The organism is Bacteroides luhongzhouii (assembly GCF_009193295.2).
GTDB classification, from domain to species: Bacteria; Bacteroidota; Bacteroidia; order Bacteroidales; family Bacteroidaceae; genus Bacteroides; species Bacteroides luhongzhouii.
The window spans coordinates 3258632-3285517 of record NZ_CP059973.1; the positions used below are offsets into that span (position 1 = coordinate 3258632).

The 26886-nt window shown below is 38.1% G+C and carries 22 protein-coding genes, 1 tRNA gene and 2 pseudogenes; 22 read left to right on the plus strand and 3 right to left on the minus strand.

All coding sequences use genetic code 11. The annotated features are described in order from the left end of the window. The first annotated feature begins 6 nt into the window (after nt 1-6). The 13 genes and pseudogenes from GD631_RS11830 to GD631_RS11890 all read left to right on the plus strand — a co-directional run bounded on the left by GD631_RS11830 (nt 7) and on the right by GD631_RS11890 (nt 12935). Nucleotides 7-660: an acylneuraminate cytidylyltransferase family protein gene (locus GD631_RS11830; protein ID WP_143257198.1), complete on the plus strand. Its 654-nt coding sequence runs from the start codon at nt 7-9 to the stop codon at nt 658-660. A gap of 119 nt (nt 661-779) precedes the next feature. Beyond that, nucleotides 780-2216, plus strand: a complete 1437-nt coding sequence (locus GD631_RS11835; protein ID WP_143257199.1) for a lipopolysaccharide biosynthesis protein — start codon at nt 780-782, stop codon at nt 2214-2216. Continuing rightward, entirely contained in the window at nt 2200-3048 is an 849-nt protein-coding gene (locus GD631_RS11840; RefSeq protein WP_143257200.1) for a hypothetical protein, read from the plus strand. Before GD631_RS11835 ends, GD631_RS11840 begins: the two co-directional genes overlap by 17 nt. 135 nt (nt 3049-3183) lie before the next feature. After that, the gene (locus tag GD631_RS11845) at nt 3184-4023 is read left to right on the plus strand and encodes a hypothetical protein (protein ID WP_143257201.1); all 840 of its coding nucleotides are present in this window, start codon (nt 3184-3186) and stop codon (nt 4021-4023) included. Between the two features lie 113 nt (nt 4024-4136). Next, on the plus strand, nt 4137-4955 hold the full coding sequence (locus GD631_RS11850) for a glycosyltransferase family 2 protein (protein ID WP_143257202.1): 819 nt from the start codon (nt 4137-4139) through the stop codon (nt 4953-4955). 13 nt (nt 4956-4968) lie between these two features. Next, entirely contained in the window at nt 4969-5790 is an 822-nt protein-coding gene (locus GD631_RS11855) for a glycosyltransferase family 2 protein (protein WP_143257203.1), read from the plus strand. 7 nt (nt 5791-5797) lie between these two features. Next, nucleotides 5798-7141 carry an O-antigen ligase family protein gene (locus GD631_RS11860; protein WP_143257204.1) on the plus strand — a complete coding sequence of 448 codons (1344 nt, stop codon included), beginning with the start codon at nt 5798-5800 and terminating at the stop codon, nt 7139-7141. Between the two features lie 51 nt (nt 7142-7192). Beyond that, a complete protein-coding gene (locus tag GD631_RS11865; RefSeq protein WP_143257205.1) occupies nt 7193-8014 on the plus strand; it encodes a hypothetical protein in 822 nt (273 codons plus the stop codon). A gap of 1 nt (nt 8015) precedes the next feature. After that, the gene (locus tag GD631_RS11870; protein WP_143257609.1) at nt 8016-8834 is read left to right on the plus strand and encodes a glycosyltransferase; all 819 of its coding nucleotides are present in this window, start codon (nt 8016-8018) and stop codon (nt 8832-8834) included. A 4-nt stretch (nt 8835-8838) separates the two neighbouring features. Further along, nucleotides 8839-9807: an NAD-dependent epimerase/dehydratase family protein gene (locus tag GD631_RS11875; protein WP_143257610.1), complete on the plus strand. Its 969-nt coding sequence runs from the start codon at nt 8839-8841 to the stop codon at nt 9805-9807. Nucleotides 9808-10442: 635 nt separating this feature from the next. After that, nucleotides 10443-11789: pseudogene (locus tag GD631_RS11880) on the plus strand (ATP-binding protein); the annotation flags it as partial. Between the two features lie 161 nt (nt 11790-11950). Then, complete coding sequence (locus GD631_RS11885; protein ID WP_143257206.1) at nt 11951-12397, plus strand: PepSY-like domain-containing protein; 447 nt, start codon at nt 11951-11953, stop codon at nt 12395-12397. Between the two features lie 37 nt (nt 12398-12434). Beyond that, the gene (locus GD631_RS11890; RefSeq protein WP_143257207.1) at nt 12435-12935 is read left to right on the plus strand and encodes a PepSY-like domain-containing protein; all 501 of its coding nucleotides are present in this window, start codon (nt 12435-12437) and stop codon (nt 12933-12935) included. A 64-nt stretch (nt 12936-12999) separates the two neighbouring features. Here GD631_RS11890 and GD631_RS11895 read toward each other — a convergent pair whose 3' ends face one another. From GD631_RS11895 to GD631_RS11905, 3 genes are all read right to left on the minus strand, one after another. Further along, the gene (locus GD631_RS11895) at nt 13000-14208 is read right to left on the minus strand and encodes an L-serine ammonia-lyase (RefSeq protein WP_143257208.1); all 1209 of its coding nucleotides are present in this window, start codon (nt 14206-14208) and stop codon (nt 13000-13002) included. Nucleotides 14209-14227: 19 nt separating this feature from the next. Continuing rightward, on the minus strand, nt 14228-15280 hold the full coding sequence (gene corA / locus GD631_RS11900) for a magnesium/cobalt transporter CorA (protein ID WP_143257209.1): 1053 nt from the start codon (nt 15278-15280) through the stop codon (nt 14228-14230). Nucleotides 15281-15366: 86 nt separating this feature from the next. Next, the gene (locus tag GD631_RS11905; protein WP_143257210.1) at nt 15367-17868 is read right to left on the minus strand and encodes an endonuclease MutS2; all 2502 of its coding nucleotides are present in this window, start codon (nt 17866-17868) and stop codon (nt 15367-15369) included. 134 nt (nt 17869-18002) lie between these two features. Here GD631_RS11905 and GD631_RS11910 point away from each other — a divergent pair. From GD631_RS11910 to menB, 9 genes and pseudogenes are all read left to right on the plus strand, one after another. Beyond that, nucleotides 18003-18087, plus strand: a tRNA-Ser gene (locus tag GD631_RS11910). 102 nt (nt 18088-18189) lie between these two features. Next, complete coding sequence (gene rlmF, locus GD631_RS11915) at nt 18190-19125, plus strand: 23S rRNA (adenine(1618)-N(6))-methyltransferase RlmF (RefSeq protein ID WP_143257211.1); 936 nt, start codon at nt 18190-18192, stop codon at nt 19123-19125. A gap of 5 nt (nt 19126-19130) precedes the next feature. Continuing rightward, nucleotides 19131-19406 (plus strand): annotated as a pseudogene (locus GD631_RS11920) (YoaP domain-containing protein); the annotation flags it as partial. A gap of 214 nt (nt 19407-19620) precedes the next feature. Beyond that, nucleotides 19621-21378 carry a helix-turn-helix domain-containing protein gene (locus tag GD631_RS11925; RefSeq protein WP_143257611.1) on the plus strand — a complete coding sequence of 586 codons (1758 nt, stop codon included), beginning with the start codon at nt 19621-19623 and terminating at the stop codon, nt 21376-21378. 65 nt (nt 21379-21443) lie between these two features. Beyond that, nucleotides 21444-21806 carry a DUF488 domain-containing protein gene (locus GD631_RS11930; protein ID WP_143257212.1) on the plus strand — a complete coding sequence of 121 codons (363 nt, stop codon included), beginning with the start codon at nt 21444-21446 and terminating at the stop codon, nt 21804-21806. 84 nt (nt 21807-21890) lie between these two features. Beyond that, nucleotides 21891-23123 carry a Cof-type HAD-IIB family hydrolase gene (locus GD631_RS11935; RefSeq protein ID WP_143257213.1) on the plus strand — a complete coding sequence of 411 codons (1233 nt, stop codon included), beginning with the start codon at nt 21891-21893 and terminating at the stop codon, nt 23121-23123. Beyond that, nucleotides 23120-24235, plus strand: coding sequence for an isochorismate synthase (locus GD631_RS11940; RefSeq protein ID WP_143257214.1), 1116 nt, complete (start codon nt 23120-23122; stop codon nt 24233-24235). The genes GD631_RS11935 and GD631_RS11940 overlap by 4 nt, the downstream gene beginning before the upstream one ends. Before the next feature lie 19 nt (nt 24236-24254). Further along, nucleotides 24255-25922, plus strand: coding sequence for a 2-succinyl-5-enolpyruvyl-6-hydroxy-3-cyclohexene-1-carboxylic-acid synthase (gene menD / locus GD631_RS11945; RefSeq protein ID WP_143257215.1), 1668 nt, complete (start codon nt 24255-24257; stop codon nt 25920-25922). A gap of 3 nt (nt 25923-25925) precedes the next feature. Continuing rightward, on the plus strand, nt 25926-26750 hold the full coding sequence (gene menB, locus GD631_RS11950; RefSeq protein WP_024986206.1) for a 1,4-dihydroxy-2-naphthoyl-CoA synthase: 825 nt from the start codon (nt 25926-25928) through the stop codon (nt 26748-26750). Nucleotides 26751-26886: the final 136 nt, after the last annotated feature.

The window sequence follows — 26886 nt, forward strand, 5'->3', positions numbered from 1 at the left end:
TCAAATATGAAAATAGTCGCATTTGTTCCTATCCGTTTGAATAGCAAACGGGTAATTGGTAAAAATCTTAGGTTATTAGGTGGTAAACCATTGATGTGTTATATCCTTGATGTATTGGTTAAGGTGAAAAATATTAATGAAGTCTATGTATTCTGTAGTCAAGATGAAATAGTAAAATATCTTCCAATGGGAGTGAAATTCATAAAACGTCCTGAATATCTTGATCAAGATGAAACTTTAGGAAGAGATATTTATGAAGAATTTGTCAAGAATGTGGATGCTGATATTTATATATTAGCACATACAACTTCCCCCTTTATAAAACAGTCTACAATAGAGTTGGCACTTGATAAGATTGTTAATGGTGGTTATGATTCGGCATTTAGCTGTGAGAAAATTCAGACTTTTACTTGGTTTCAAGGGAAACCTTTAAATTATGATCTAAAGGAGATTCCTCGTACACAAGTTATAGAACCTATTTATGTTGAGACGAGTGCGTTTTTTATGTTTAAGCGTAATATATGGACTGAATATAAACAGCGTATTGGTTTTAATCCTTATATAGCACAGGTTGATAAAATTGAAGGTGTCGATATTGATTGGCCTGAGGATTTTGAATTTGCGGAGAAAATTTTGGAGGTATACGAGAAAAATGATTAATAAGTATCCTAATAATGAATGCTTAATTATCTTGGATATGCCATTCGCGAAAATAATATTATTTTAAAGGCATATTATAGTTTTGTATTATATAGGGGGATTTTTTGACTATTGGGCTAATGGGGAAATATTCACGATTAGGTAAAAATACAGTGTTAGTGTTCATAGGGAATGCTAGCTCAAAGTTGGTGGGATTACTGATGCTTCCATTTTACACAAGGTGTCTTTCTGTTGAAGATTATGGTACAACAGATATTATTAATGTATATGTTACCTTTTTATTGAGTATAGTGTCATGTTGCATTGCGGAGTCGATTTTTATTTTTCCTAAAGGGCAAACCTACGAGAAACAACGTGAGTTTTTATCATCTGGATTAGCATTTTTAATAATAGCATTTCTTGTCACAGGAATTATATTTGTAGGAGTGAGTATCGTGGCAGATTGTTATTCAATTGAAAATAGTTTTACTCAAAATATTTGGCTAATATATGCTCTGCTAATAGCCCAATTGTGTCAACAGTTATTTCAGCAATTTGCCCGTAGTATAGATCGTATAATGGTATTTAGTGTTGCTGGTATCGTACTTACTGCCAGTACAGCACTTTTTTCCTTTTCCTTGATTCCCCATTTGGGGGTAGTAGGGTTCGTTCTATCTTTAGTGTTGGCGAATTGGGCTACTACTGCTTATTCTCTGTTTTGTTCTACAGCATATCGCTTTATCTCATTGTCTGCAATTAGATGGGACCGATGTAGAGAAATGTTGAAATACTCTATTCCACTTATTCCTAATGGGATCATGTGGTGGTTGGTCAGTGCACTCAATCGTCCTATAATGGAAGCCAATCTTGGTATGCATGCTATTGGACTTTTTGCTGTTGCAAATAAATTTCCGGCTATTCTTACTATGTTATTTGCTGTATTTTCTACATCGTGGCAGATTTCAGTAATAGAGGAGTATGGGAAAGAGGGATTTAATGAATTTTATAATAAAGTATATAAGTATGTTGTCCTAATGCTTGTCCTATTGTTTATCATAATAACCTTATGTAGCAAAATGCTAATATATATTTTCGCTTCATCAGAATATATTGATGCTTGGATGTATATTCCAGTTTTGACATTGGGCGCTGTTTTTTCAGCTATTTCCAGTATGTCCGGTGCTGTTTTTTCAGCCGCTAAAACGAGTAAGTACTTCTTTTATTCTAGTGTATGGGGAGCAATGACAGCTGTGTTACTAAATTTTTTGCTTATACCATATATTAGTCTGATGGGAGCAACTATTAGTGTATTGTTATCCTTTGCTGCAATGGCGTTGAGTCGTGTTTTGTATAGCAGAAGGTACATTGAATTACGAAATAACTCTTCTTTATTAATTATGATATTACTATCTGTATTAATACTTGTTCTTACTATTTATTTATCATCAAATAGAGCCTTGTATTATGTATTTATACTATTGATAACAATTCTTATTCTATTAGTAAATAGAAATATATATGTGGATTTTAGAGTGATATATAATAAAATAAAAAAAATAAATGAAGAATTATATTAAACAAACTATATTCCTGCTGCTGTATATTTGTAATTTATTATCAAAAGGAGGATTTTGTGGACGATACTCATATAAAAAACGTTATTCCGGCAGTATGGTTATACTGGCTAATGGTCCTTCATTGAAAGAGGTGTTACCTGAGATAGGGGTAAAAAAGGAATTTGATAATGTGGAGTTTACTGTAATGAACTTCTTTGCTTTTGACTCTGCTTTTCTGAGAATAAGGCCTCGCTTCTATTGTCTTGCTGATCCTATGTATATTAGAGCTGATTCTCGGTATGAGGAAGTTAAAAAACTGTTTCTTTTTCTTCAGGAAAAAGTTGATTGGGATATGAATCTATATATACCGAAAGGGTTTGGGAAAAAGAATTTTCTGCGTTATTCTTCATTGACCAATCCTTACATTCATATAGTTACTGTAAATGCGACTATATATGAAGGGTTTGAATGTTGGAGGCACTGGTTGTATAAGAAGAACTTGGCAATGCCTCTTATTAGTACAGTTGCACAATTAGGAATATATGTAGCTATCAATAGCGGATTTCAGAATGTAAGTCTTTATGGTGTAGAACATAATATGATTTGTTCTTTGTTTGTAAATAGTGAGAATCAATTGTGCAATAGAATGGAGCACTTTTATGACCACTCTGTTGTGCTTAAGCCTATAATAAAAGCTGATACTAATGAGCAATTTAAAATAACTGATTATCTCACAGAAATGGGGGCATTGTTTCGAGGTCATGATTTGTTGGCAAATTATGCAAAATTGTTAGATGTAAGAGTAACTAACTGTACTACTGTATCAATGATTGATAGCTATGATAGAATATAATAGTATAACAGGAGGTTTGTTAGTAGCTAAAATGAAAAATATGGTCTATTTTTATTAGTGCTCAATTTAGACTTTAAAAGATGCAAGAATTATGTTGTGGATTAAATAAGCTGAGATTGAAATAATATTACTTATATGAAGAAACTAGTTTTACTTTCCTTTGCTAATTCTATTTATGCTCAGTCATTGGAACGTATAAAAACTGAAACAGAATGTTTCCCTTTCACTGAAAGATATTTTTATACTGAGTTGGATTTCCCTGAAGAATTTAGAAAAGAGCTTCATAATAAAAAATACAGGCGTGGATATGGATACTGGAGATGGAAATCATATTTGGTTAAAAAGACGTTAAATTCATTAAATGATAATGATATTATTATATGGACTGATGCAGGTAATTTTTGGAATATAAAAGGGAAAAAACGTTTTGAAGAATATCTGAATTTTGTAGAGAAAATAGAGTCTGGTATTGTGGTTTTTGAGCAACCTTTTTTAGAAAAAGATTATACAAAAGGCGATCTGCTGGAATATTTGGATGTTTATAAAAGTGATGAAATAGTCATGTCATTACAATTATGGGGGGGATGCTTTATTCTTCGGAAGACTCCTTGTTCTATTGCATTTGTAGAGGAGTGGGAGGCAGTTCACTCTAGCTGTTATGATTTAATAACTGATAAAAAATCAAATATAAGTAATCTTAATGGTTTTATAGAACATAGACATGATCAAAGCTCTTTCTCTGTTATAGTAAAGAAATATGTTCATTTAGCTATTCCTTATAATGAAGTTTATGATATTCGAAGTGGGTGGGAAAATATGAGTGCATTCCCGATTCAAGGAAAAAGACTTAGGCATAAAGATCGCACTTTGTGGAAGAAGATAAAAGAGTATTTATTATTACCATATAGATGTTTGTTAGGATTGTATTTAATTATATTTGAAAATATGTATTTTAAAAACAAATTTTGGTACTAAGGTTAACATTTAAATTTCCAGATGATTTCGTGAATGTCGAGTGAAGGAGTGTAATAATTTAGCTCGTTGCATTTGTCTTTTTAATATTATATATAGGATAAATTGGATAGTATATGAATTTACAAAATAGTCCATTAATAACTATTGTAACGGTATCATATAATGAAGTATCTACAATAGAACAAACAATTCTTTCTGTTATTAATCAAACGTATTCTAATATTGAATACATTATTATTGATGGAGGTAGTGTGGACGGAACGGTAGATATAATTAAAAAGTATGTAAGTAAAATAACTAGTTGGGTTAGTGAACCTGATAAGGGGATTTATGATGCTATGAATAAAGGGATTTTAAAAGCAAAAGGAAAATGGATAAACTTTATGAACTCTGGTGACTGCTTTTATAGTAATGATGTTGTAAGTCAGCTTTTTCTGGACAAAAAATATGATGACTGTTGTTCTGTAATTTATGGTGATAGAATTTCAGTTTATGAAAAGGCTAAATATTTACATAAGCCATCTCCTTTAAACGATTTTCCCAAAAGATTCCCAATTTTCCATCAATCAACATTTATATCTACGCCAGTAATGAAAGAAATTATGTATGACACAAATTTGAAAATTTGTGCTGATTATAATTTTTTTTATCAAAAATGGAAACAAGGGGATAATTTTACTTATGTAGAAAAAACTATTTCTGTATGTGAATGTGAAAATGGTGCATCTACGCTTTATAAGAATGATATGAAGCGGATAAAAGAGGATATGTTTATAAAATATGGCAGAGTGAATTTCTTGTGTAAGATAGTTTTGGTGAAAGTGCGATTTTTTTCGTTTATTAAGATTTTGTATTCTTCCGTATTTCCAAAATCTTTTGAGCGTAGGAAATATTTGTCACTCAATAGAAATCCTTATATGGTTAAACTGTAATAGTCTGAATAATATGCAGAAGAAAGTTTCTATTGTAGTTTGCTGCTATAATCAAGGGAAGTATTTATCTGAAGCTATAGAAAGTATATTGTTACAAACCTACAAGGAATGGGAATGTATAATAATAAATGATGGTTCAAGTGATGATACAGAAAAAATTTCTCTAGTTTATGAGAATAGGGATAGGCGTATTCATTACATATATCAAGAGAATCAAGGGGTTTGTAAGGCTAGAAATAATGCTATTGATGCTGCTCAAGGTGAGTATATACTTTGTTTGGATGCTGATGATAAAATATCTAACAATTATTTGGAATTAGCTGTGAAAGAATTAGATGATGATCCTGATGTTACTGTGGTTGCATGTGATTATCAATACTTTGGAAGAGATTTTAGAATAAAGAAGCTTGAACCATATTCAATTGAAAAACTCATGGGGCACAATTTATTTGTTAACTGTTCCATGTTTAGAAAATCAGATTTTATTCGTGTTAACGGATTTAATGAAAATATGGTCGCAGGACTTGAAGACTGGGATTTTTGGTTAAGCGTTTTAGAAGATGGTGGTAAAGTGAAATACTTGGATGGAGTTCATTTCTATTATCGAATTAAGCCAATGAAATATTCCAGAAATTATTCCACTAAGAAGAGGGAGAATTTTATTAAATTGAGGGAGCAGATGTGGAGAAATCATAAAGAATTATATTCGAATGTATATTCAACTCCTTATTATTCGGAAGAATATAGACAAATTGCGAATTCTATAGAATACAAAATAGGCAAGAAAGTATTTGCTATTTTTAGCTTTCTTATTAGCATACTAAAAATAAGATAAGGATCTTATGATTGGATATGTTTTTTATTTTATATATTTTGCATTGTCTTTTTATGTGTTAGTACCTTTTATCTGTAAAGGTAAATATATACATCTTTCAATGTTACCATTGCTTTTTTTTCCACATTTTAATACTACTTGTTTTTTAAAATTGGGATTGACCTTTTCATTTTTTGAAATTTATCTCTTTGTTTTTTCTTTCTTGATTTTGTTAACAGGCTTTAGTTTAAAAAATGTATTCCGATTGAATATATCTGGTAAAATCTTTGGCTTGTTTCTTATTATCTCTATTCTAAGCATTCTTATAGCACAATTTAGAATTGAGTTAGGCGATTTGAAACCGTCTACATTTTATAAGGAGTCACCGGTTGTTCGTAGTTTTATGTCATTAAATAGATTGTTTGTATATCCTGTATTATTGTCATATATTCGCTCTTTCTATATAAGGAAAAATGTTGATATACCTTTCTACTTTAAGAAATATTTGGCATACTCAGGGATTATTCCCTCTATTGCGGTTATATTGCAGGCTTGTGGAATAGAGTGCTTACTATTATTTAATAATCCTTCTTTTTCGGAAGGTGTGGAGTGGAAGTCTCCAGGCAGGCCATTTGGTTTGTCTTATGAAGCGTCTTTTTATGCATTTATGTGTTTGTTTTCTTTTGTGGGAGTTTATTATGCGGTTCGGGATAATGTAATTTCTGCTTTTAAAGGATATGTTTTATATGTCCTCTATGCTGTAGGGGTTCTTTTATGTATATCAAGAACTGGAATGCTTGTTTTTATTTGTTTTATATGTTTGAAGAATTGTTCGAAACTGAATTTTAAAAGAGTCGTTTTTGTATTGTTGATAATTGGATTGTTAAGTCAAATAAACTGGATGGGGTTTAATATGATGGATCGATTGGTATCTTCTTTTGATTTTGAAGCTGATAGATCTACGGTTGAAAGATGGGGATCGGCAGAAGGACTATTAAATTTAGCAATTCATAAGTCTTTGTTCTTGGGAGTAGGTATTTATAATTATTTTTACTATGTAATGCCGTATATTCCAAGTGAAATGTATCATTTAATGAATTATTCAAATTCGGACAAGGTTGTATCCTTCAATTTTATATTGCAATTGTGGGCAGAATGGGGAGGGATCCTCTTTTTGTTCTTTTTCTCTTTTGTATTTTACAAGTTATATAGGATAAGAAAGGATGGAGTAATGACTGATTGGTTTCTTTATTTTTTTATAATCTCTTTATCTGTTCAATTGATGAATTTTTCGTTACCTTTTTTGATATTGTTATATCATTCAAATTATAATGCTTCTTCGTTGGAGGAAAATTTTAAATTAAGAAATTGATATGTTATGTTGTCGACCTTAAGATTTTATTTACTTTTAATAGACGATATAGTGAAATATGTTTGTAAAATATTTCATATAAAAGACGAATTGTTAATAACAGGGCAAAAGCTTCGAAAGAATATAGAAGATGATACTGTTTATGTTTGTGTTCATGAATGGGGGGGGTATCCAATCATACGAAAAAAAACATTAAAAGATGGGAAGACTTTTACTTGTGGATTAAAAGCACAACTTATGCGATATGAAAAAGAGCGAAAGAGTAGGTTGGTCGATTTGACTGTAACAATGTCTGATAGTAATAAATGTAAGGATTTGGATTATATAAAAAAGCATTCAGATAATTTTATTGAAGTTTCAAATGTTGGAATGGATTTTAGTGGATATGCTTCATTTTATAAAAGAATAAGAGGAAACTTAAATTCTTATGTAATACTATCTAACAGTTCTGTAGATATATCTCAAGATATTTTTTTGGATGGATACATTAAGTATATGGAAGATAATCCGGATGTTGGTATTTTAGGAATATCATATTCTACCAAAATGTATCAGACTTTAATTCGTCGAAATTTTATGCCTCATATTCAAAGCTTCTTTCTATTTACAACGACAGATGTGTTAAATGAAATCGTTGAAAATAATCAAGGGCATTTTCCTGGTGAGAATGTCAGTAATAAGAGATTATTGATTCGTGAAGGAGAAATAGGCCTCTCTACTCTTGCATTAAACCTGGGATATAACTTGGCTGTTGTATTTCCAACTACAGGTAAGCCTTTTAAGTTTGTAAATCATTTACAATGGGACAAACCTTTGGGAGATATTCGATTGAAAATAGATTGTCCTAATAGAATAACTCCTATTAATGAATAATATGATTACAGTTTCTATTGTAACTTATAAAACGGATATAGAAGAGCTTTCGAAATGTATTCATTCATTAAGCACTCCTTTTGTATCAAAGATTTATATCATAGATAATTCAAAAGAAAAGTATATTGAAAATTTTTGTTTGAATTATGCTAATGTGGAATATATTGGTAGTGAAAATATGGGATATGGTGCAGGGCATAACCAAGCTTTGAGAAAAGTGCTTAATTCAAGTTCTATCTATCATCTAGTACTTAATTCAGATGTATATTTTGAGCCGGATGTATTGAAATGTTTGGCTGATTATATGGACTCAAATGAAGATGTGGCTCAAGTACAGCCTAATATTATATATCCCGATGGAAGAATACAATATACCTGTAGATTATTGCCTACGCCTGTTAATCTTATTTTTCGTAGGTTTTTGCCAAAGAAAATGATTGGTAAAATAGACGATCGATATTTGCTTAGATTTAATGATCATACCCAGGCTATGAATATACCTTATCACCAAGGTAGCTTTATGTTTTTCCGTACAGAGTGTTTTAACAAGGTAGGCTTATTTGATGAACGTTTCTTTATGTATCCTGAAGATATAGATATAACTCGACGTATGCATAAATATTATAAAACTATATTTTGGCCTGGAGTAACTGTTGTACATGCACATCGTGCTGCTTCTTATAAGAATAAGAAAATGCTTAAAATACACATGATTAATATGATTAAATATTTTAATAAATGGGGATGGGTATTTGATAAAGAGAGAAGGGATTGGAATAAGCAATTATTGAAAGAATTATCATATAATAAAAAACAATAGAATGATGTCCTATTTTATATTTGGCGGTTCCGGTTTTATCGGTACGCACCTTATTGCTCTAATTGATAATTTATATCCGGGTACAAAAATATACAATCTGGATATTGTGGAGAATAACCATGAAGGTAAATCTACATATATCAATTGTGATGTTCGTTCTGAAATAAATATTGATATTCCCGTTACTTCCGAAGACGTCATCTTTAACTTTGCAGCCGTTCATCGTACCCCGGGACATCCTGATCAGGCTTATTTTGAGACGAATATTCGTGGTGCAGAGAACGTATGTGCTTTTGCCGAGAAGTTCGGGATAAAGAAAATCGTTTTTACCAGTTCCATAGCTCCTTATGGTGCAGCTGAAGATTTGAAAACAGAAGAGACGCTTCCCACACCGAACACACCTTATGGAATTTCTAAATTAGTAGCTGAAAAAATACATACGATTTGGCAGACAAAAAGGCCGAACGAACGACAACTTACTATTGTTCGTCCAGGTGTGGTATTCGGTAAAGGGGAAAATGGTAACTTTACCCGTTTGTATTGGGGTATCCGTGGCGGTAAGTTTTTCTATCCGGGCCGTAAAGATACGATTAAAGCTTGTATTTATGTGAAAGAGTTGATTCGCTTTATGCTTTATCGTTTGGAGAATCATAATGAAGGAGTAGAGTTATATAACTGTACATATGAACCAGCTTTTACTATCGAGCAAATAGTAGAAACGATGAAAAAGGCGACGGGACTACAACGTACCATTGTCAAGGTGCCGGGAAGTCTTCTAATGACAGTTGCAAGTATTGTCGGTCCGTTAGGGGGAAAAGCTTTGGGTATTTGTCCTGCTCGTGTGAAGAAGTTAATGATTTCTACTAATATATGCGGAAAGAAACTGGCTGATTCGGGGTATAAGTTTCATTATACATTTGAAGAAGCTATTAAGGATTGGTATAGAGATAATGATAATAAGTATTTGAGATGATTTTTCTGAAACAATTTGGGTATATAAAATAAATGTTGAAAATGTTGAGATGTAATAAACACGTGAGTGTTTCGTATGTGAGATGAAAAAATGTAGGTCCCTAGCTTCATGCTGTAAAAAGCATGATTCTCCTACATTGTGGATTAGAAATAGCGCGACGGCGCATTTCTAATCTACGCCCTGACATCGGAGGTTAAAGCCGATGTGAATTTCCCACTATATCAACTGTCTGTGAAGATCGTTGATATTTTAAAATTGAAATCATAACTTTTTAAATAAAAGAATAGCTCATAGTGGGCTAAGAGGCGTAAAAAGGCTCGATAGTTACACAATGAGTACCAAAAAATATGTAGGTCCCTAGATTCATGATAAATTCATGAAATCCCTACATAATGCGGGTTGGAAAGAGTACGGCGGTATATTTCTAACTTAGCTCTCATATCGGTGTAAAAACTGATATGTATCTATATGTGAAATATGCCAGCTGTCTGTGAAGATCGTTGGCATATTGTTTTTAGGGGAGATATTGGTTAACTCTATCTTTTTGTCTGTTTAAGAAAAAATAATAATGTCTTGTATAATACCTGTTTTCGGATTTACTTGTTATCTTTGTGATGTATATATAATATATATATATGATTGATATGGAAAATTTGCAAAGATTATATCCTATCGGGATACAGACATTCTCGAAGATACGGGAGGGAAATTACCTCTATATTGATAAAACAGAATATGTTTACCGGATGACACATTCGGCTTCTGACTATATGTTTTTAAGTCGCCCACGGCGTTTTGGAAAGTCATTGCTCACTTCTACGTTACACAGTTATTTTTCCGGTCATAAAGAACTGTTCAGAGGGTTGGCTATTGAGAAGCTGGAGAAAGAATGGATGGAGTACCCGGTACTACATTTCGATATGAGTACCGCCAAACATGTAGATGAGGAACAGTTATTTCAAGAATTGAATTTGAAACTATTCAATTACGAAGAAATTTATGGAAGGTTAGAGGAGGAGATTAATCCCAATCAACGTTTGATGGGGTTGATAAAGCGTGCTTATCAACAAACAGGTAAGAAAGTGGTCGTACTTATCGACGAATATGATGCTCCTTTGCTGGATGTGGCGCATGAACGGGAAAATCTTGATGTATTGCGCAACATCATGCGCAACTTCTACAGTCCATTGAAAGCGTGTGATCCTTATCTGCGATATGTATTTCTGACTGGTATTACCAAATTCTCCCAACTCAGTATATTCAGCGAACTTAATAATATTGAGAATATTAGTATGGATGAACCTTATGCTGCCATCTGTGGTATTAGTGAGGATGAAATACGTTTTCAAATGAAAGAAGATGTGGAGGGATTGGCGAAGAAGTTGGAGGTTACTCCAGAAGAAGCTTTGATGAGGCTGAAAGAAAATTATGACGGGTATCACTTTACTTATCCGTCGCCTGACATATACAATCCATTCAGTCTGCTTACAGCTATGGAAAAAGGTAAGATTGGTTCTTATTGGTTTGGCAGTGGTACGCCTACATATCTGATAAAGATGCTGGATAAGTTTGGAGTAGAACCTTCCGAAATCGGGAAGAAAAAGGCCGCTGTAGAGGATTTTGATGCACCAACAGAAAGGATGACAAGCATTATCCCGTTGTTATATCAAAGTGGTTATATTACGATAAAGGACTATGATGAGGAATTGGACTTATATACATTGGATATCCCCAATAAAGAAGTAAGAATAGGCTTAATGAAAAGTCTTCTTCCATATTATGTTGCTAGTAAAGCACCGGAAACCAATACTATGGTGGCGTATCTTTCTCGAGATATCCGTAATGGGGATATAGATGCTGCATTGCGTCGTTTGCAAATGTTCTTGTCCACCATACCTCAGTGCGATAATACGAAATATGAGGGACATTATCAGCAGATATTTTATATCATATTCAGTTTATTGGGGTATTATGTGGAGGTATGAATGGCAGGCGGGGTTTATTAAATCCCGCCTGTTTTTTAGGATGGTTAAAGAATACAAAAAAAGAGCAAACTCATAATATTCCTAAATCTTTCTGGAATCTGTATCGTTATTTGTAGCATAGAATAAAGTATAGTATTAACGCTAAAAGAATAACGATCATGAAGAAAATTCTATCTCTACTTGTACTGGCTCTAGTAGCCGTGCAGTTTTCATTCGCAAAAGATGTGATAACTAAAGACATGAATCAGTTGCCGCTTCCGGCACGTAATTTTATCAATAGTAATTTTACAAAACCACAGGTTGCTCATATCAAAATTGATAAGGATATGATGGAATCTACCAAGTATGAAGTGTTATTGATGGATGGTACGGAAATTGATTTTGACAGTAAGGGAAACTGGGAAGAGGTAAGTGCAAAGAAAGGACAGACTGTTCCTGTTAGTATTGTTCCGGGATTTGCTGTCAACTACCTGAAAGCACATAATTTTGTGAATGAAGGAGTGACGAAAGTGGAACGTGACCGCAAAGGGTATGAGATTGAATTGTCTACCGGGCTTTCTTTCAAATTTGATAAGAAAGGAAAATTTATCAAGGCTGATGATTAACTAGTTGCAGTAAATAGACCTAAACAAAAAGATAACTATGTGGAGATTTAAGTTTAGCGCATGGGCAGTAGTGTTGCTTGTGACTGCCCTTTCTTTCGGCGCATGTGATAATGACGATGATGATACTTTTGTTCCGCCCAGTAATATTACGGAGGCCTTGAAACAGGTATATCCGGCTGCCCAGAATATAGAATGGGAGATGAAAGGTGCTTATTATGTAGCTGACTGTTGGGTGAGCAATGATGAATTGGAAGTCTGGTTTGATGCTAATGCCAACTGGGTGATGACAGAAAATGAACTGAACAGTATTGATCAGTTGGTGCCGGCTGTTTATACGGCTTTTATAGATTCTAAATATAACGCGTGGATAGTGACAGATGTATATGTGTTAACATTTCCACAGAATCCGATGGAATCTGTGATTCAGGTGAAACAAGGTAGCCAGCGCTACTCGCTTTATTTCACGCAGGATGGCGGATTGATACATGAGAAAGATATCAGTAATGGAGACGATACGAATTGGCCGCCAACTGAATAACTTTTAATCATAAAAATGACAACGGACTATTTCTATAAAAGGAATAGTCCGTTGTTTTTTATAATTACATTTGTTTGTAATCCTTGGCCAATCCTCCTTCACTTGTTTCTTTATAGAGTGATGGCAGGTCATGGCCGGTCTGTTTCATCACTTGCACTACTTTGTCGAAAGAGACGCGGTGCATACCATCGGTGAAGGCTGAATAAAGATTTGCGTCTAGCGCACGTGCAGCCGCATAGGCATTTCGTTCGATGCAGGGGATTTGCACTAATCCGCAGACTGGGTCGCAAGTCATTCCCAAATGGTGCTCCAAGCCCATTTCTGCTGCATACTCAATTTGTGCAGGACTGCCCCCGAACAATTGATTGGCGGCAGCCGAAGCCATTGCGCAGGCAACACCTACTTCTCCCTGACAACCTACTTCTGCTCCGGAAATGGATGCGTTGAATTTGACGATGTTGCCAAACAAGCCGGCAGTAGCTAACGCACGTAAAATGCGCATATCGCTAAAGTCACGGCTTTTTTGAAGATGATAAAGTACGGCAGGCATGACTCCGCAGGAACCACAGGTAGGAGCGGTTACTATTTTACCGCCGGAAGCATTTTCTTCACTTACTGCCAAAGCATAAGAGAAGACGAGTCCTCTGGATTGAAGGGATTGTTTGTATCCGGTAGCACGTATGTAATAAGTGGAAGCTTTCCGCCGGAGATTTAGTGGTCCGGGTAGTACGCCCTCAGCTTCGAGCCCACGATGAATGGCATCTTTCATGGTGCCCCATACTTCAGCCAGATAGTCCCATATATCTTCTTCCTCACATTCCTTTACATATTCCCAATAACTTTTTCCGGTATCTTCACACCATTGGAGTATTTCAGTCATGTTTTCCATACCATATACATCGGGGCTTTCGATGGTTGGATTGTCATTGTTTTCTGCTAGTGCACCGCCTCCGATGCTATAAACAGTCCAATTCTCCTGTACTTTATCGTTGTTATCCAGAGCCGCAAATGTCATTCCGTTCGGATGGAATGGTAGAAAGACTTTGGGTTGCCATACAATTTCTACCGGGGCAGTGGGTTGTAAGGTGTCTATAATGGCTACATCCGTCATGTGCCCTTTGCCTGTAGCAGCTAAACTGCCGTAAAGGGTTACTTTAAAAGATGCAGCATCCGGATGACGTTCCAGAAACATTTCGGCAGCTTTGCGCGGTCCCATAGTGTGGCTACTGGAAGGTCCTGTGCCTATCCTGTATAGCTCTTTAATCGATTTCATGGCTGATGATGTGTTTTTGTTAATACCATTTCTTTTTTCTGAAGTACAAATATACAATAATACCGATAATTGCCATTACAATCCAGGCAAATAAATACCCATATTGCCATTCGAGCTCGGGCATCCATTTGTAATTCATTCCCCATACTCCGACCAGAAATGTCAAAGGGATAAAGATGGTGGATACGATGGTTAACCTCTTCATGATGTCGTTCATACGTAAATCATTGTTGGAGATGTACAGATCGACTAATGAGGAAAGAGTTTCCCGGCAGATCTCAATGGTTTGTAATACAAATTGCAAATGGTCGTTCACATCATTGAAAAAGGCACGGTTCACTTTGTGAATGAGCTGGTTTTCTGCCCGCAGTAACTTTATATATTGTTCTTTTAGTGGAAGGATGGATTTTTTCATCAGCATATATTGGCGTCGTAATGACTGAATCTGAATACCAATGTCATCGCCGCTGGTGATGGTGAGCAGTTCTTCTTCCAAATCTTCGAGTGCGTCATCAATGGAAGAGATTGTTGAAATATAGTTTCCCATGATGCTGTTGAGCAGCACGCTAAGTAGATAATCGGTTTGGCGGCTGCGTATCTTCAGGACATCATTACGAAGGGCGGAACTGACATCATCGAAGAAGTCGGTTTCTTTTTCGAGGAAAGTAAGTACGTAGTTATTACCTAGAATGAGGCAGACTTGCTGTTGGAGCAACTCGTCCAGGTCGTTGTCTTCTTTATGTTCGTTGGGGTAGAATATTTTTAAGATCAGGACGATGTATTTGTCATGCTCTTCTATCTTGGTCGGATGATCCGCATTCAGTATATCTTGCAGGACTAGGAAGTCTATTTCAAAATGACTGCAAATTTCACGGATAGTCTCTGTATCTTTCATTCCGTGTATTTGTAGCCAATTGATCCGATCGCTGGTCAGTGTTCCCTTGATGGTTTGAAAGGTGTCATTAGCACTTTCCTGCATCTCGGTAGCGTTGTAAGTACAAAGATGTAAGTGGGTAGGAGTATGACTGTCTCCTGTGTAAATAAGCTTTTCGCTTAACAGATTATTCTTCATGCTTTATTCTCGTTTTAGAAAACCACTGTAACAAAGGTAGTGGTTTTCTAAATGAGAACAAGTTCTTTGGACGTTTTGTTTACAAGTTAATCAAAATCGACTACTGTGATTCCGGCACCGCCAAACTGCACATGTTCGTCGGCATAATGACTGACTCCTGGTACAGTGGCCAGATACTGGCGGATAAGTGTACGAAGTATTCCCGTTCCTGTGCCGTGAAGGATACGTACACGGTCCATACCGACTAATATGGCGTCATCGATAAAATAGGTGACTGCTTGCAGAGCTTCGTCTCCACGCATTCCACGTACATCAATGTCTTGTTTGAAGCTAAGCTTTTTTTCGTACATCTGATCGTGTGTCTGGCTACTGACAAAGGTACTTTTGGCGATTCCTTCCGTCTTGGGTGCATTATTGGTACGTTCCAGGCGGTCTATTTTTACGGTCGTTTTTATACTTCCAAAAACAACGGTCGCATTTTTACCACTGATTTCCATCACTTGACCGACACTTGTCTGTCCTTTGATTTTTACATTCTCACCTACTGCAATCGGTACTACTTTAGGAGCACTTGAAGGGGAAGAGACTACGGCTTTCGGCTCGTTTTTCTTATTTTTCTTCCGTTCTTGTTTCTCCTTTAGTTTCTTCATTTTCTGTGCAATCTTCTCTTCATGCTCTTTAGAAGCCAGCGCATCTAAAGAAGTTCGGAAGTCTGTCAGTTCCTGACGTGCCTGGCGTGTCTTTTCCTTTTCAGCTTGTGCTTCCTTGATTGTGCGTATTGTGTTTTCAATGCGTGCATTGGATTCCTGAAGCATCCGTTCCGCTTCTTCTTTTGCTTGCCGGATGATCTCTTTCCGTGATTTTTGCAATTCTTCCATTTCCGTTTGGTAACGGGTAATGGTTTCTTCCATGTGCTTTTCCCGTTGACGGATGGTTTGACGTTTTCCTTCCCAGTAACGCTTGTCGCGCACGATGTCCTGAAGGTATTTGTCGGCATTGATATATTCACTTCCTACGATTTCCGAAGCATCTGCAATGACATCTTCCGGCAACCCGATTTTTCGTGCGATTTCTACGGCAAACGAACTTCCGGGATTTCCGATTTGTAGCTGGAAAAGTGCTTGCATGAGATGGCGGTCGTAAAGCATGGCTCCGTTCACTACTCCTTCATGATCTTCGGCAAAATGTTTCAGATTCTGGTAGTGGGTGGTGATGACTCCGAATGTTCCTTTCTGGTTGAAACGTTTCAGGACGGCTTCGGCAATAGCACCTCCAATTTGCGGTTCCGTACCTCCACCGAACTCGTCAATCAGGATGAGGCTCCGTTCGTTGCAATTCTTCATCATGATTTTCATATTGGTCAGGTGAGAAGAGTAGGTACTCAAATCATCTTCAATAGATTGCTCATCACCAATATCGATAAAGATGCTGCTGAATATACCGGCGTGACTGCGTTCGTGCAAGGGGATGAGCATACCGCATTGCAACATATATTGCAGTAAACCGACTGTTTTCAGACAGACGGACTTGCCTCCGGCATTCGGACCGGATATAATAAGGATGCGTTGTTTTTGATTCAGTTCTATATCCAGTGGTACAACTTTCTTTCCATGTTTGGCAAGTGAGAGTTGTAGTAAAGGATGTACGGCCATTGTCCAGTCCAGTAATTGTTCATTCTCTACGGCAGGTTTCAGACTGTTGGTCTGTATGGCGAAATAGCTTTTCGCACGGATAAAATCTATTTCTGCCAGAAATTCGTATGATTGAAGAATTTCCGGGATAGACGGACGGAGCACGTTTGAAAACTCGGTAAGGATGCGAATGATTTCGCGCCGTTCGTCGCCTTCGAGTTCGCGAATACGGTTGTTGGCTTCTACGACTTCCGCCGGTTCTATAAACACTGTTTTTCCGCTGGCGGATTCATCGTGTACAATACCTTTGATTTTTCGTTTGAGTCCGGGTGCGACGGGGATCACCAAACGTCCGTCACGCATAGTGGGAGCTACGTCTTTATCTACGTATCCTTCGGATTGTGCGCTGCGTAGGATGCTGTTTAACGAGCGGGAAATATTTCCCATCGTACTGGCAAGCTCACGACGTATACGGGCTAATTCGGTGGAAGCATTATCCTTGATTTTTCCATATTTGTTAAGGATACCGTCTATTTTTCCTATCAGTTGAGGGAAAACAGCTATATCTCCTGCCAGTCGTTTCAGGCTGGGGTAGGGGGTGTCGTTCTCTTCTTCATCTTCATTTCGGTGGAGAAAGCGTACAATGTCGCGGATGGTTTCTAATGAACGGCGCAGGTCGAATAGTTCTTGCTCGTCCAGATACATTCCTTCTATCCGCACTCGCTTTAGTGAGGGACGGACGTCAAAGAAAAATTGATCGGGAAATCCGTCTTCTTCCTGGATGATGCGGACAAACTCTGTTACCTGGTTTAATTTCTCCTCAACTTCTTCATGTTGCTCCGAAAAGGTCATATCTGTGACTCTTTCTTCGCCTAAAGTGCTAAGACACTTATCTTTTAGTAACTGTCTGATCTGGTCGAATCCTATCTTTTGCTCAAAATTTTGAGGGTATATCATATCTTTGGTTCTTGCTAATGGACTGCAAAAATACGATTATTTCGCGAAAAAAATATCAGAATGTTTGCAGATTTAAAAATGATTCGTACCTTTGCACCGCTTTCAACGGAAAGCACTTCTGATAAAGGAGTTTTGGAGAGGTGGCAGAGTGGTCGATTGCGGCGGTCTTGAAAACCGTTGTACTGCGAGGTACCCGGGGTTCGAATCCCTGTCTCTCCGCTTTTAATCAATAAAAAAATCCCTGTAAAGTTATACTTTGCAGGGATTTTTTATTTTGTGTATGTGTATCAAAAATGGAAGATTCTCTGTATCTTTGCCGGCATGGCACAAAAAGGTGAGTTACATATAAGAAATAAACACAATGGTCAATACGATTTTCCGTTGTTGATAGAAAATTATCCTCCACTTAAGAAATTCGTATCACTTAATCCTCTGGGTGTACAAACTATAAACTTTTTTAATCCGCAAGCAGTAAAAGCTTTAAATAAAGCATTGTTAATCAGTTATTATGGCATTCGGTACTGGGATATACCGAAACAATACTTGTGTCCACCCATTCCCGGAAGAGCGGATTATATTCATTATATTGCCGATCTTATTCAGCCGGATAGGGTAGTGAAAGATTTGCAGGCAGAGGACGAGGATGTGAACGAACAGAAATCGAAATGCAGATGTCTGGATGTTGGGGTAGGCGCAAATTGTATTTATCCGATTATAGGGCACACAGAATATGGATGGACATTTGTGGGCAGTGATATTGATCCGGTTTCGATTGAGAATGCACGGAAGATAGTGACTTGCAACCCGGTATTGGCACATAAGATTGACTTGCGGCTTCAGAAAGACAGTCAGAAGATTTTTGAGGGAATTATCATGCCTGACGAATATTTTGATGTTACGATATGTAATCCTCCGTTTCATAGCTCTAGGGAGGAAGCGGAAGATGGGACCTTGCGTAAATTAAGTAGTCTGAAAGGTGTGAAGGTGAAAAAAGTACAATTAAATTTTGGCGGGAGTGCGAATGAACTTTGGTGTGAGGGTGGAGAAATCCGTTTTATACTGAATATGATTTCCGAGAGTCAGAAATATCAGAAGAACTGTGGATGGTTCACCAGCTTGGTTTCAAAGGAAAAGAATCTCGAAAAGCTATGTGCTAAATTGAAGTCTGTGAATGTATCGGAGTATAAGATTATCAGAATGCAGCAAGGAACTAAAAGCAGCAGAATACTAGCCTGGAGATTTTCTAATAATTCATAACAATCAGTGTATTGACTGGTGAGTGTCCCGACCGGGATGGAATAGTAGTGTATTATACTCATCGCTGTCCGTTTACTGAATTCCATGTTCGCGGTTCTTTGGTCAATGCAGCCAGGAGTAAAGATCTCCCATTAAAAATAATAAAATTAGAAACTATGGAACAGGCACAAAATGCGCCTACCCCAGCCACTATCTTTACTCTTTTTTATAATGGGAAGTTTGTTACGACCGATTTAAGCGTATGTATTGAAGGGCGGTTGGGAAAAGCTTTAAGCTTGTGATTTTATGAGAGAAATATTGATCAGGAATTAGAGATTGAATAATAAGGATGACTGTGTCTCGATAGTGAATAATAAAGACACAATCTGTGTCTTTACTCTTTTTACGATAGCTAATGTTTCTTATTTTAATTTTGCAAAATTAAAATGCGCCTTGCACTTTTTATAGAAAATACATACCTTTGGGTGCTAAATGATTAAACACGATAAGGAATTTATGCGTTTTTGGGTATGTATTTTTGTGCTTTTATTTGTACACAATCAATTTTCGAGGGCTGATAAAATAATAAATAATGATTCTCTATATACTGAAAAATATATCAGAAATATTTATATTTCCGATCCTAAACGTGCTTTAGAGTTATTAGACGAGGCAGAAAGCAAAAAGGCATTCTCTTTACGGCTGATTTACGAATTACGTAGTTTGTCATACCGTAATATGTATATGAATAAACTGGCTTTTATGTATGCCCGAAAGTCATATCTGCTTGACTCCATATCTCAAAGGGAACCGAAGCATATGTTGAAGATGACGGTTTTTATGGCTGAACTTTCATCTGTGATGAGTAAATATAATGAGAGTATGAGATATGCTCTTAATGGGATTACGCAGGCGCAGAAACTAAAAGATCGGGAAGCCGAAGCCAGGTTGCTTTTTTGTATAGGAGAGAATAATTGGAGGTTGTCATTAAAGGATGAGGCATACAAATATTTTGACCGTACTATTGAATTGTTGCGCGGTTCAAAGGATATGCGGGAGATGATGTTGCTTTCTTATTATTATGGGGCCGAAATGGGATTTCTAATGACTGACTCTCGTATCAAGGAAGCTTTGAGTCTTGCTTATGAACGTGAGAAACTTCTTAAAAAATTAGAGAAATTACCCCAAATTCCTGAAGGGTACGTGGATGGTCAATATAGTTACTTATATGCAAAATTGGCCTATATCTCCTGTCTTGAAAAGAAATATGTTCAGGCGGAACAATATTACCAGCAATATCAGGCATTGAAAGAATCTCAAACTCCGGACGGTAAAATGTATTCGATACCTTATTTAACCCTTTCCGGACAATATGAGAAAGTAATTGATAATTGCAGAGACTTCAAAGAACTGTTAAGGACACAACAAGATACCTTGAATGCTCAATATCTTACTATTCTAAATAAAGAAGTACAAGCTTATCTGGGTATGCATCGTTATAAAGAAGCGGCAGCGATACGCGAAACTATTATTGCGATAACAGATAGTATCAATAATAGAGACAAGGAAAATGCAGCATTGGAATTGAATGCGATGTATGGAGCTTCTGAAAAGGAGGAATATATTGCCGAACAAGCCTCTCAATTAAAGATAAGAAATATCTCACTCAGCTTTTTGATATGTATAATTGTACTTATCTTGTTTATACTGTGGCGTTTGTGGCGTTTCAACCATATTGTCGAGTATAAAAATAGGATGCTTGCCAAACTTATAAATGAAAAATTTGCCAACAGAAAAGACGGTAATCAGTTGTCGGAAGCGGATGAGCAATTGGCTATCTCATCGGATTTGGAGCCGGAACTGATTTCATCTGAAGAGCAGGAAGAACTTTTGGATGAAACAAATAAAGAAAGTGGGGAGGAAGAAGAGAATAAAAAGATATTTCAGGAGCTGAATGATATCGTTATTCAGAAACAGTTATATCTTTCTTCAGAATTGTCGAGAGAAGATCTGGCACAAATCGTACATCTGAATAACGCACGTTTTGCGAGGATGATAAGAGAATGTACCGGAACCAATTTCAATGGATATATCAATGAATTGCGCATTAATTATGCCATTGAACTGATGAAAAAGTATCCTAACTATACAATACGTGCCATAGCGGATGAGGCCGGATTTAATAGCACCCCGATTTTATACAGCCTTTTTAAGAAAAAGACGGGAATGACTCCTTACGAATTTAAAAAAGCACAGGATTCGTTACGAAATTGAATGGATTTCGCTAAACAATTTTCGCATTTTCCGGTTTATCTATTTATAATTAACTATAAATAGAAATGATACAGGTTAGGATAAAGCGGGTTTACGAAGATTTTTCAGAAACAGATGGTTACCGGGTACTGGTAGATAAACTATGGCCACGCGGCATGAAGAAAGAATGGCTGAAGTACGATTACTGGGCAAAAGATATTACACCGTCTTCCACATTACGGGGATGGTTTCATGAAGATATTCCCGGACATTGGGAAGATTTTGTCGTACAGTATCAGAAAGAACTCGATGCTTCTCCCGCAATGGCTGATTTTCTGACTCTTATCAAACCGCATCCGGTGATAACACTACTTTACGCTTCCAAAGAACCGGTGTATAATCATGCCCGTATCCTTCGCGATTATCTGGAAATGCGTCTGAAAGAGTGAAATTAAAGTAATTTTTATCTGTTTACGCTTTCTGTCGTTCACTCAATTTCCTACCTTTGTAATCTAAATCAAAATCGTGTAATCATGAAGTATAAATTATTGGTTCTTGATGTAGACGGAACACTCCTCAATGATGCGAAAGAAATTAGTAAACGTACATTGGCTGCCCTGTTGAAGGTTCAGCAAATGGGAGTACGTATTGTGCTGGCATCCGGCAGACCGACTTATGGCCTGATGCCGCTGGCCAAGATGCTCGAACTTGGAAACTATGGAGGTTTTATCCTTTCCTATAATGGCTGTCAGATTATCAATGCACAAAACGGGGAAATTCTGTTTGAACGTCGGATTAATCCCGAAATGTTGCCGTATCTGGAAAAGAAAGCCCGTAAAAACGGTTTTGCCTTATTCACTTATCATGATGATACGATCATAACGGATTCTCCTGAAAATGAACATATCCAAAATGAAGCCCGGTTGAATAACCTGCAAATAATCAAAGAAGAAGAATTTTCTGCTGCCATTGATTTTGCGCCTTGTAAGTGTATGCTGGTCAGCGATGATGAAGAAGCACTGCTTGGTCTGGAAGATCACTGGAAGAGAAGACTGAATGGAGCGTTGGACGTATTTCGTTCGGAGCCTTATTTTCTGGAAGTAGTTCCCTGCGCCATTGATAAAGCCAATTCTCTGGGTGCTTTGCTGGAGGTGCTGGATATGAAGCGCGAGGAAGTGATTGCTGTGGGCGACGGTGTGTGTGACGTAACAATGATTCAATTGGCCGGGCTGGGCGTAGCTATGGGACATTCACAAGACTCGGTGAAAGCCTGTGCCGATTATGTGACCGCTTCGAATGAGGAAGACGGAGTGGCCGTTGCAGTGGAGAAGGCTATCATAGCCGAAGTGCGTGCAGCCGAAATTCCCCTTGACCAACTGAATGCGCAGGCACGCCACGCATTGATGGGAAACTTGGGAATTCAATATACTTATGCTGACGAAGACCGTGTGGAAGCAACGATGCCGGTAGACCATCGTACCCGTCAGCCTTTTGGCATTTTGCATGGTGGAGCTACTCTTGCATTGGCGGAAACAGTTGCCGGACTTGGTTCAATGATTCTTTGCCAGCCGGACGAGATTGTAGTAGGAATGCAGGTCAGCGGAAACCATATATCTTCTGCACATGAAGGGGATACAGTGCGTGCAGTAGGAACCGTTGTACATAAAGGACGTTCCTCCCACGTATGGAATGTAGACGTGTTTACTTCAACAAACAAACTGGTGTCTTCCATACGGGTAGTGAACAGCGTGATGAAAAAGAGATGACCGACGAAGAAATAAGTAACTTGACAACTATTGATGCATTTATTCAGCGTAAACAGCCGTTTGCTGTTTACCGTATTCCCGGAGAGAAAGTTCCCCGTCTGTTGACGCAGGCGGAAGGAACGGTCCGCTTGATATACGATCTGAAAGAACTGAACGGACAGAGAGGATTTGTAATTGCTCCGTTTCAGGTGAGTGAGTCATGTCCGGTTGTATTGATTCAACCCGATCAGTGGGGACAGCCTTTACCGATGGATGATGATACGGAGGAAGACCGGGAGGTAGCGTTGTGCCTGCAAGGACAAGAATCATTTCTGACTTCTTCCACGGAGGAATATGCGGTATGCTTTCATACCTTTATAAATGCGTTACGTGACAGGACTTTTGATAAACTAGTGCTTTCCCGTCATCTTACAGTTGATAAAGTAGCTGATTTCTCTCCTTCGTCCATTTTTCGGGCGGCTTGTAAACGTTATATTCATTCGTATATATACTTATGTTATACTCCGCAGACAGGTATCTGGCTGGGAAGCACTCCCGAAATCATTTTATCGGGTGAGAAGGACGAATGGCATACGGTTGCGCTAGCCGGAACGCAGCCTTTACAAGATGGCAGACTACCGCAAGTGTGGGATGAAAAGAACCGGAAAGAACAGGATTATGTCACTTCTTATATCCGCCGTCAGCTTCTTTCACTGGATATCCATTCTACGGAGAACGGACCATTTCCTGCTTATGCCGGTGCTTTGTCACATTTAAAAACCGATTTCCGGTTCGCTTTGAAAGATAATAAAGGTTTGGGAGATCTTCTGAAAGTTTTGCATCCGACACCTGCCGTATGCGGCTTGCCGAAGGAAGAAGCCTATCAGTTTATTTTGCGGAACGAAGGTTACGACCGACGCTATTACTCTGGCTTTATCGGATGGCTTGATCCGGAAGGGCGAACAGACTTGTATGTAAACCTGCGCTGTATGCATATCGAAGATAAACAACTCACTCTTTATGCCGGCGGTGGATTATTGGCCTCTTCGGAATTGAATGACGAATGGCTGGAAACGGAGAAGAAGTTGCAAACTATCAAACGGCTGATTGCAGTGCCTCCTTTAAAATCATAAACTACTAATAATTATCATCATGTATACAGACAAGAAGAACATACTCCAGTTGGTTGCGTTGCTCGAGGCGCATGGGATTACTAAGGTTGTGTTGTGTCCGGGTAGTCGTAACACGCCCCTAGTGCATACTTTGTCTAATCATCCGAATTTTACCTGCTATCCGGTGACTGATGAACGGAGTGCCGGCTATTTTGCCATCGGTCTTGCGTTGAATGGTGGTAAGCCTGCAGCTGTCTGCTGCACTTCCGGTACTGCATTATTAAACCTTCATCCGGCTGTGGCAGAAGCATTTTATCAAAATGTTCCTCTGGTCATTATTTCTGCAGACCGTCCCGCTGCTTGGATCGGGCAGATGGATGGACAGACTGTACCACAACCGGGCGTATTTCAGACGTTGGTCAAGAAGTCGGTAAACCTTCCGGAGATTCATACGGAAGAAGATGAATGGTATTGCAATCGTCTGGTGAATGAAGCATTGCTGGAGACGAACCATCATGGAAAAGGACCGGTACATATCAATGTACCTATTTCTGAACCATTGTTCCAGTTTACGGTTGATTCGCTTCCTGAAGTGCGTGTCATTACCCGTTATCAGGGATTGAACGTCTACGATCGTGATTATAACGATTTGGTCGACCGGATGAATAAATACCAGAAGCGTATGATTATCATCGGTCAGATGAATCTTATCTACCTGTTTGAAAAAAGATATATCAAGTTATTATATAAACATTTTGCCTGGTTGACGGAACATATCGGCAACCAGACAGTTCCCGGTATTCCGGTAAAGAACTTCGATGCGGCGCTTTATGCCATGCCCGCAGAGAAGGTAGATCAGATGGTTCCAGAGTTGCTGATTACTTATGGGGGACATGTCGTTTCCAAACGATTGAAGAAGTTTCTCCGTCAGCATCCGCCTAAAGAACATTGGCACGTATCGCCGGACGGTGAGGTGGTCGATTTGTACGGCTCATTAACTACGGTGATCGAAATGGATCCGTTCGAGTTTTTGGAGAAGATAGCCAGTTTGCTGGACAATCGGACTCCTGAATATCCCCGTGTGTGGGAAAACTATTGCAAGATCATTCCCGAACCGGAGTTTGCTTATTCGGAAATGTCTGCCGTCGGTACGTTATTGAAAGCCTTGCCGGAGTCATGTGCCTTGCATCTGGCAAACAGTTCAGTGGTGCGTTATGCGCAATTATACTCAATTCCTTCTACGATTGAAGTTTGTTGCAATCGGGGAACAAGCGGCATTGAAGGCTCATTGTCTACTGCTGTCGGTTATGCGGCAGCTTCCGATAAACTGAACTTTATAGCTATCGGAGATTTGAGCTTCTTTTATGATATGAATGCGTTGTGGAATGTCAACGTTCGCTCCAATCTGCGTATCCTTTTGTTAAATAATGGAGGAGGAGAGATTTTCCATACCTTGCCGGGATTGGATATGTCGGGTACATCACATAAATTTATTGCGGCAGTCCATAAAACGTCGGCCAAAGGTTGGGCAGAGGAACGTGGATTCCTCTATCTGCAAGCGCAAAATGACGAAGAACTGGCTGAAGCGATGACAACTTTCACTCAACCGGAAGCTATGGAACAGCCTGTGCTCTTAGAGGTGTTTACCAACAAAAACAAGGACGCACGCATGTTGAAAAATTATTATCATCAATTAAAACAAAAATAGATTATGTCAACACAAAGAGAGTGGACAACCATTAGAGAATACGACGATATTCTTTTTGATTATTATAATGGAATTGCCCGTATCACGATTAACCGTGAGCGTTATCGGAATGCGTTTACTCCGACAACTACTGCTGAAATGAGTGACGCATTGCGCATCTGCCGTGAAGAAGCGGATATTGATGTGATTGTGATTACCGGAGCCGGTGATAAGGCATTCTGTTCGGGTGGCGACCAGAATGTGAAAGGACGTGGCGGATATATCGGAAAAGACGGTGTGCCTCGTCTTAGCGTATTGGATGTGCAAAAGCAGATTCGCAGCATCCCGAAACCGGTAATTGCTGCCGTGAACGGTTTTGCCATTGGCGGCGGACATGTACTTCATGTGGTATGTGATTTGTCCATTGCGTCGGAAAATGCCATTTTCGGTCAGACAGGTCCTCGTGTAGGTAGCTTTGATGCCGGATTCGGTGCGTCTTATCTGGCACGTGTAGTGGGGCAGAAGAAAGCACGCGAAATCTGGTTCCTCTGCCGGAAGTATAATGCACAAGAAGCATTGGATATGGGATTAGTGAATAAAGTAGTTCCCTTGGAGCAGTTGGAAGATGAATATGTGCAGTGGGCGGAAGAAATGATGCAGCTCAGTCCGTTGGCTTTACGTATGATTAAGGCCGGATTGAATGCCGAACTCGACGGTCAGGCAGGTATTCAGGAACTGGCAGGTGACGCAACATTGCTCTATTATCTGACAGATGAAGCACAGGAAGGGAAAAATGCGTTTTTGGAGAAACGTAAACCGAACTTCAAACAATATCCGAAATTTCCCTAAAATCGGTTTTACCACAGAGTACCACAGAGTTTGCTTTTTCTGCGCTTAATCCCGATTTTTCTGCAAAGCAAGACTGTGAGGAGAGAACGCTAGGAGAACTGCAAGAGATATAACTTACTAAAACTTCATGAGACTC

Excerpts from the sequence above, each read along its gene's own strand:
- GD631_RS11830 (WP_143257198.1), top strand. The coding sequence starts at position 7 with ATGAAAATAGTCGCATTTGTTCCTATCCGTTTGAATAGCAAACGGGTA.
- GD631_RS11835 (WP_143257199.1), top strand. The coding sequence starts at position 780 with ATGGGGAAATATTCACGATTAGGTAAAAATACAGTGTTAGTGTTCATA.
- GD631_RS11840 (WP_143257200.1), top strand. The coding sequence starts at position 2,200 with ATGAAGAATTATATTAAACAAACTATATTCCTGCTGCTGTATATTTGT.
- GD631_RS11845 (WP_143257201.1), top strand. The coding sequence starts at position 3,184 with ATGAAGAAACTAGTTTTACTTTCCTTTGCTAATTCTATTTATGCTCAG.
- GD631_RS11850 (WP_143257202.1), top strand. The coding sequence starts at position 4,137 with ATGAATTTACAAAATAGTCCATTAATAACTATTGTAACGGTATCATAT.
- GD631_RS11855 (WP_143257203.1), top strand. The coding sequence starts at position 4,969 with ATGCAGAAGAAAGTTTCTATTGTAGTTTGCTGCTATAATCAAGGGAAG.
- GD631_RS11860 (WP_143257204.1), top strand. The coding sequence starts at position 5,798 with ATGATTGGATATGTTTTTTATTTTATATATTTTGCATTGTCTTTTTAT.
- GD631_RS11870 (WP_143257609.1), top strand. The coding sequence starts at position 8,016 with ATGATTACAGTTTCTATTGTAACTTATAAAACGGATATAGAAGAGCTT.
- GD631_RS11875 (WP_143257610.1), top strand. The coding sequence starts at position 8,839 with ATGTCCTATTTTATATTTGGCGGTTCCGGTTTTATCGGTACGCACCTT.
- GD631_RS11885 (WP_143257206.1), top strand. The coding sequence starts at position 11,951 with ATGAAGAAAATTCTATCTCTACTTGTACTGGCTCTAGTAGCCGTGCAG.
- GD631_RS11890 (WP_143257207.1), top strand. The coding sequence starts at position 12,435 with ATGTGGAGATTTAAGTTTAGCGCATGGGCAGTAGTGTTGCTTGTGACT.
- GD631_RS11895 (WP_143257208.1), bottom strand. The coding sequence starts at position 14,208 with ATGAAATCGATTAAAGAGCTATACAGGATAGGCACAGGACCTTCCAGT.
- corA (WP_143257209.1), bottom strand. The coding sequence starts at position 15,280 with ATGAAGAATAATCTGTTAAGCGAAAAGCTTATTTACACAGGAGACAGT.
- GD631_RS11905 (WP_143257210.1), bottom strand. The coding sequence starts at position 17,868 with ATGATATACCCTCAAAATTTTGAGCAAAAGATAGGATTCGACCAGATC.
- rlmF (WP_143257211.1), top strand. The coding sequence starts at position 18,190 with ATGGCACAAAAAGGTGAGTTACATATAAGAAATAAACACAATGGTCAA.
- GD631_RS11925 (WP_143257611.1), top strand. The coding sequence starts at position 19,621 with ATGCGTTTTTGGGTATGTATTTTTGTGCTTTTATTTGTACACAATCAA.
- GD631_RS11930 (WP_143257212.1), top strand. The coding sequence starts at position 21,444 with ATGATACAGGTTAGGATAAAGCGGGTTTACGAAGATTTTTCAGAAACA.
- GD631_RS11935 (WP_143257213.1), top strand. The coding sequence starts at position 21,891 with ATGAAGTATAAATTATTGGTTCTTGATGTAGACGGAACACTCCTCAAT.
- GD631_RS11940 (WP_143257214.1), top strand. The coding sequence starts at position 23,120 with ATGACCGACGAAGAAATAAGTAACTTGACAACTATTGATGCATTTATT.
- menD (WP_143257215.1), top strand. The coding sequence starts at position 24,255 with ATGTATACAGACAAGAAGAACATACTCCAGTTGGTTGCGTTGCTCGAG.
- menB (WP_024986206.1), top strand. The coding sequence starts at position 25,926 with ATGTCAACACAAAGAGAGTGGACAACCATTAGAGAATACGACGATATT.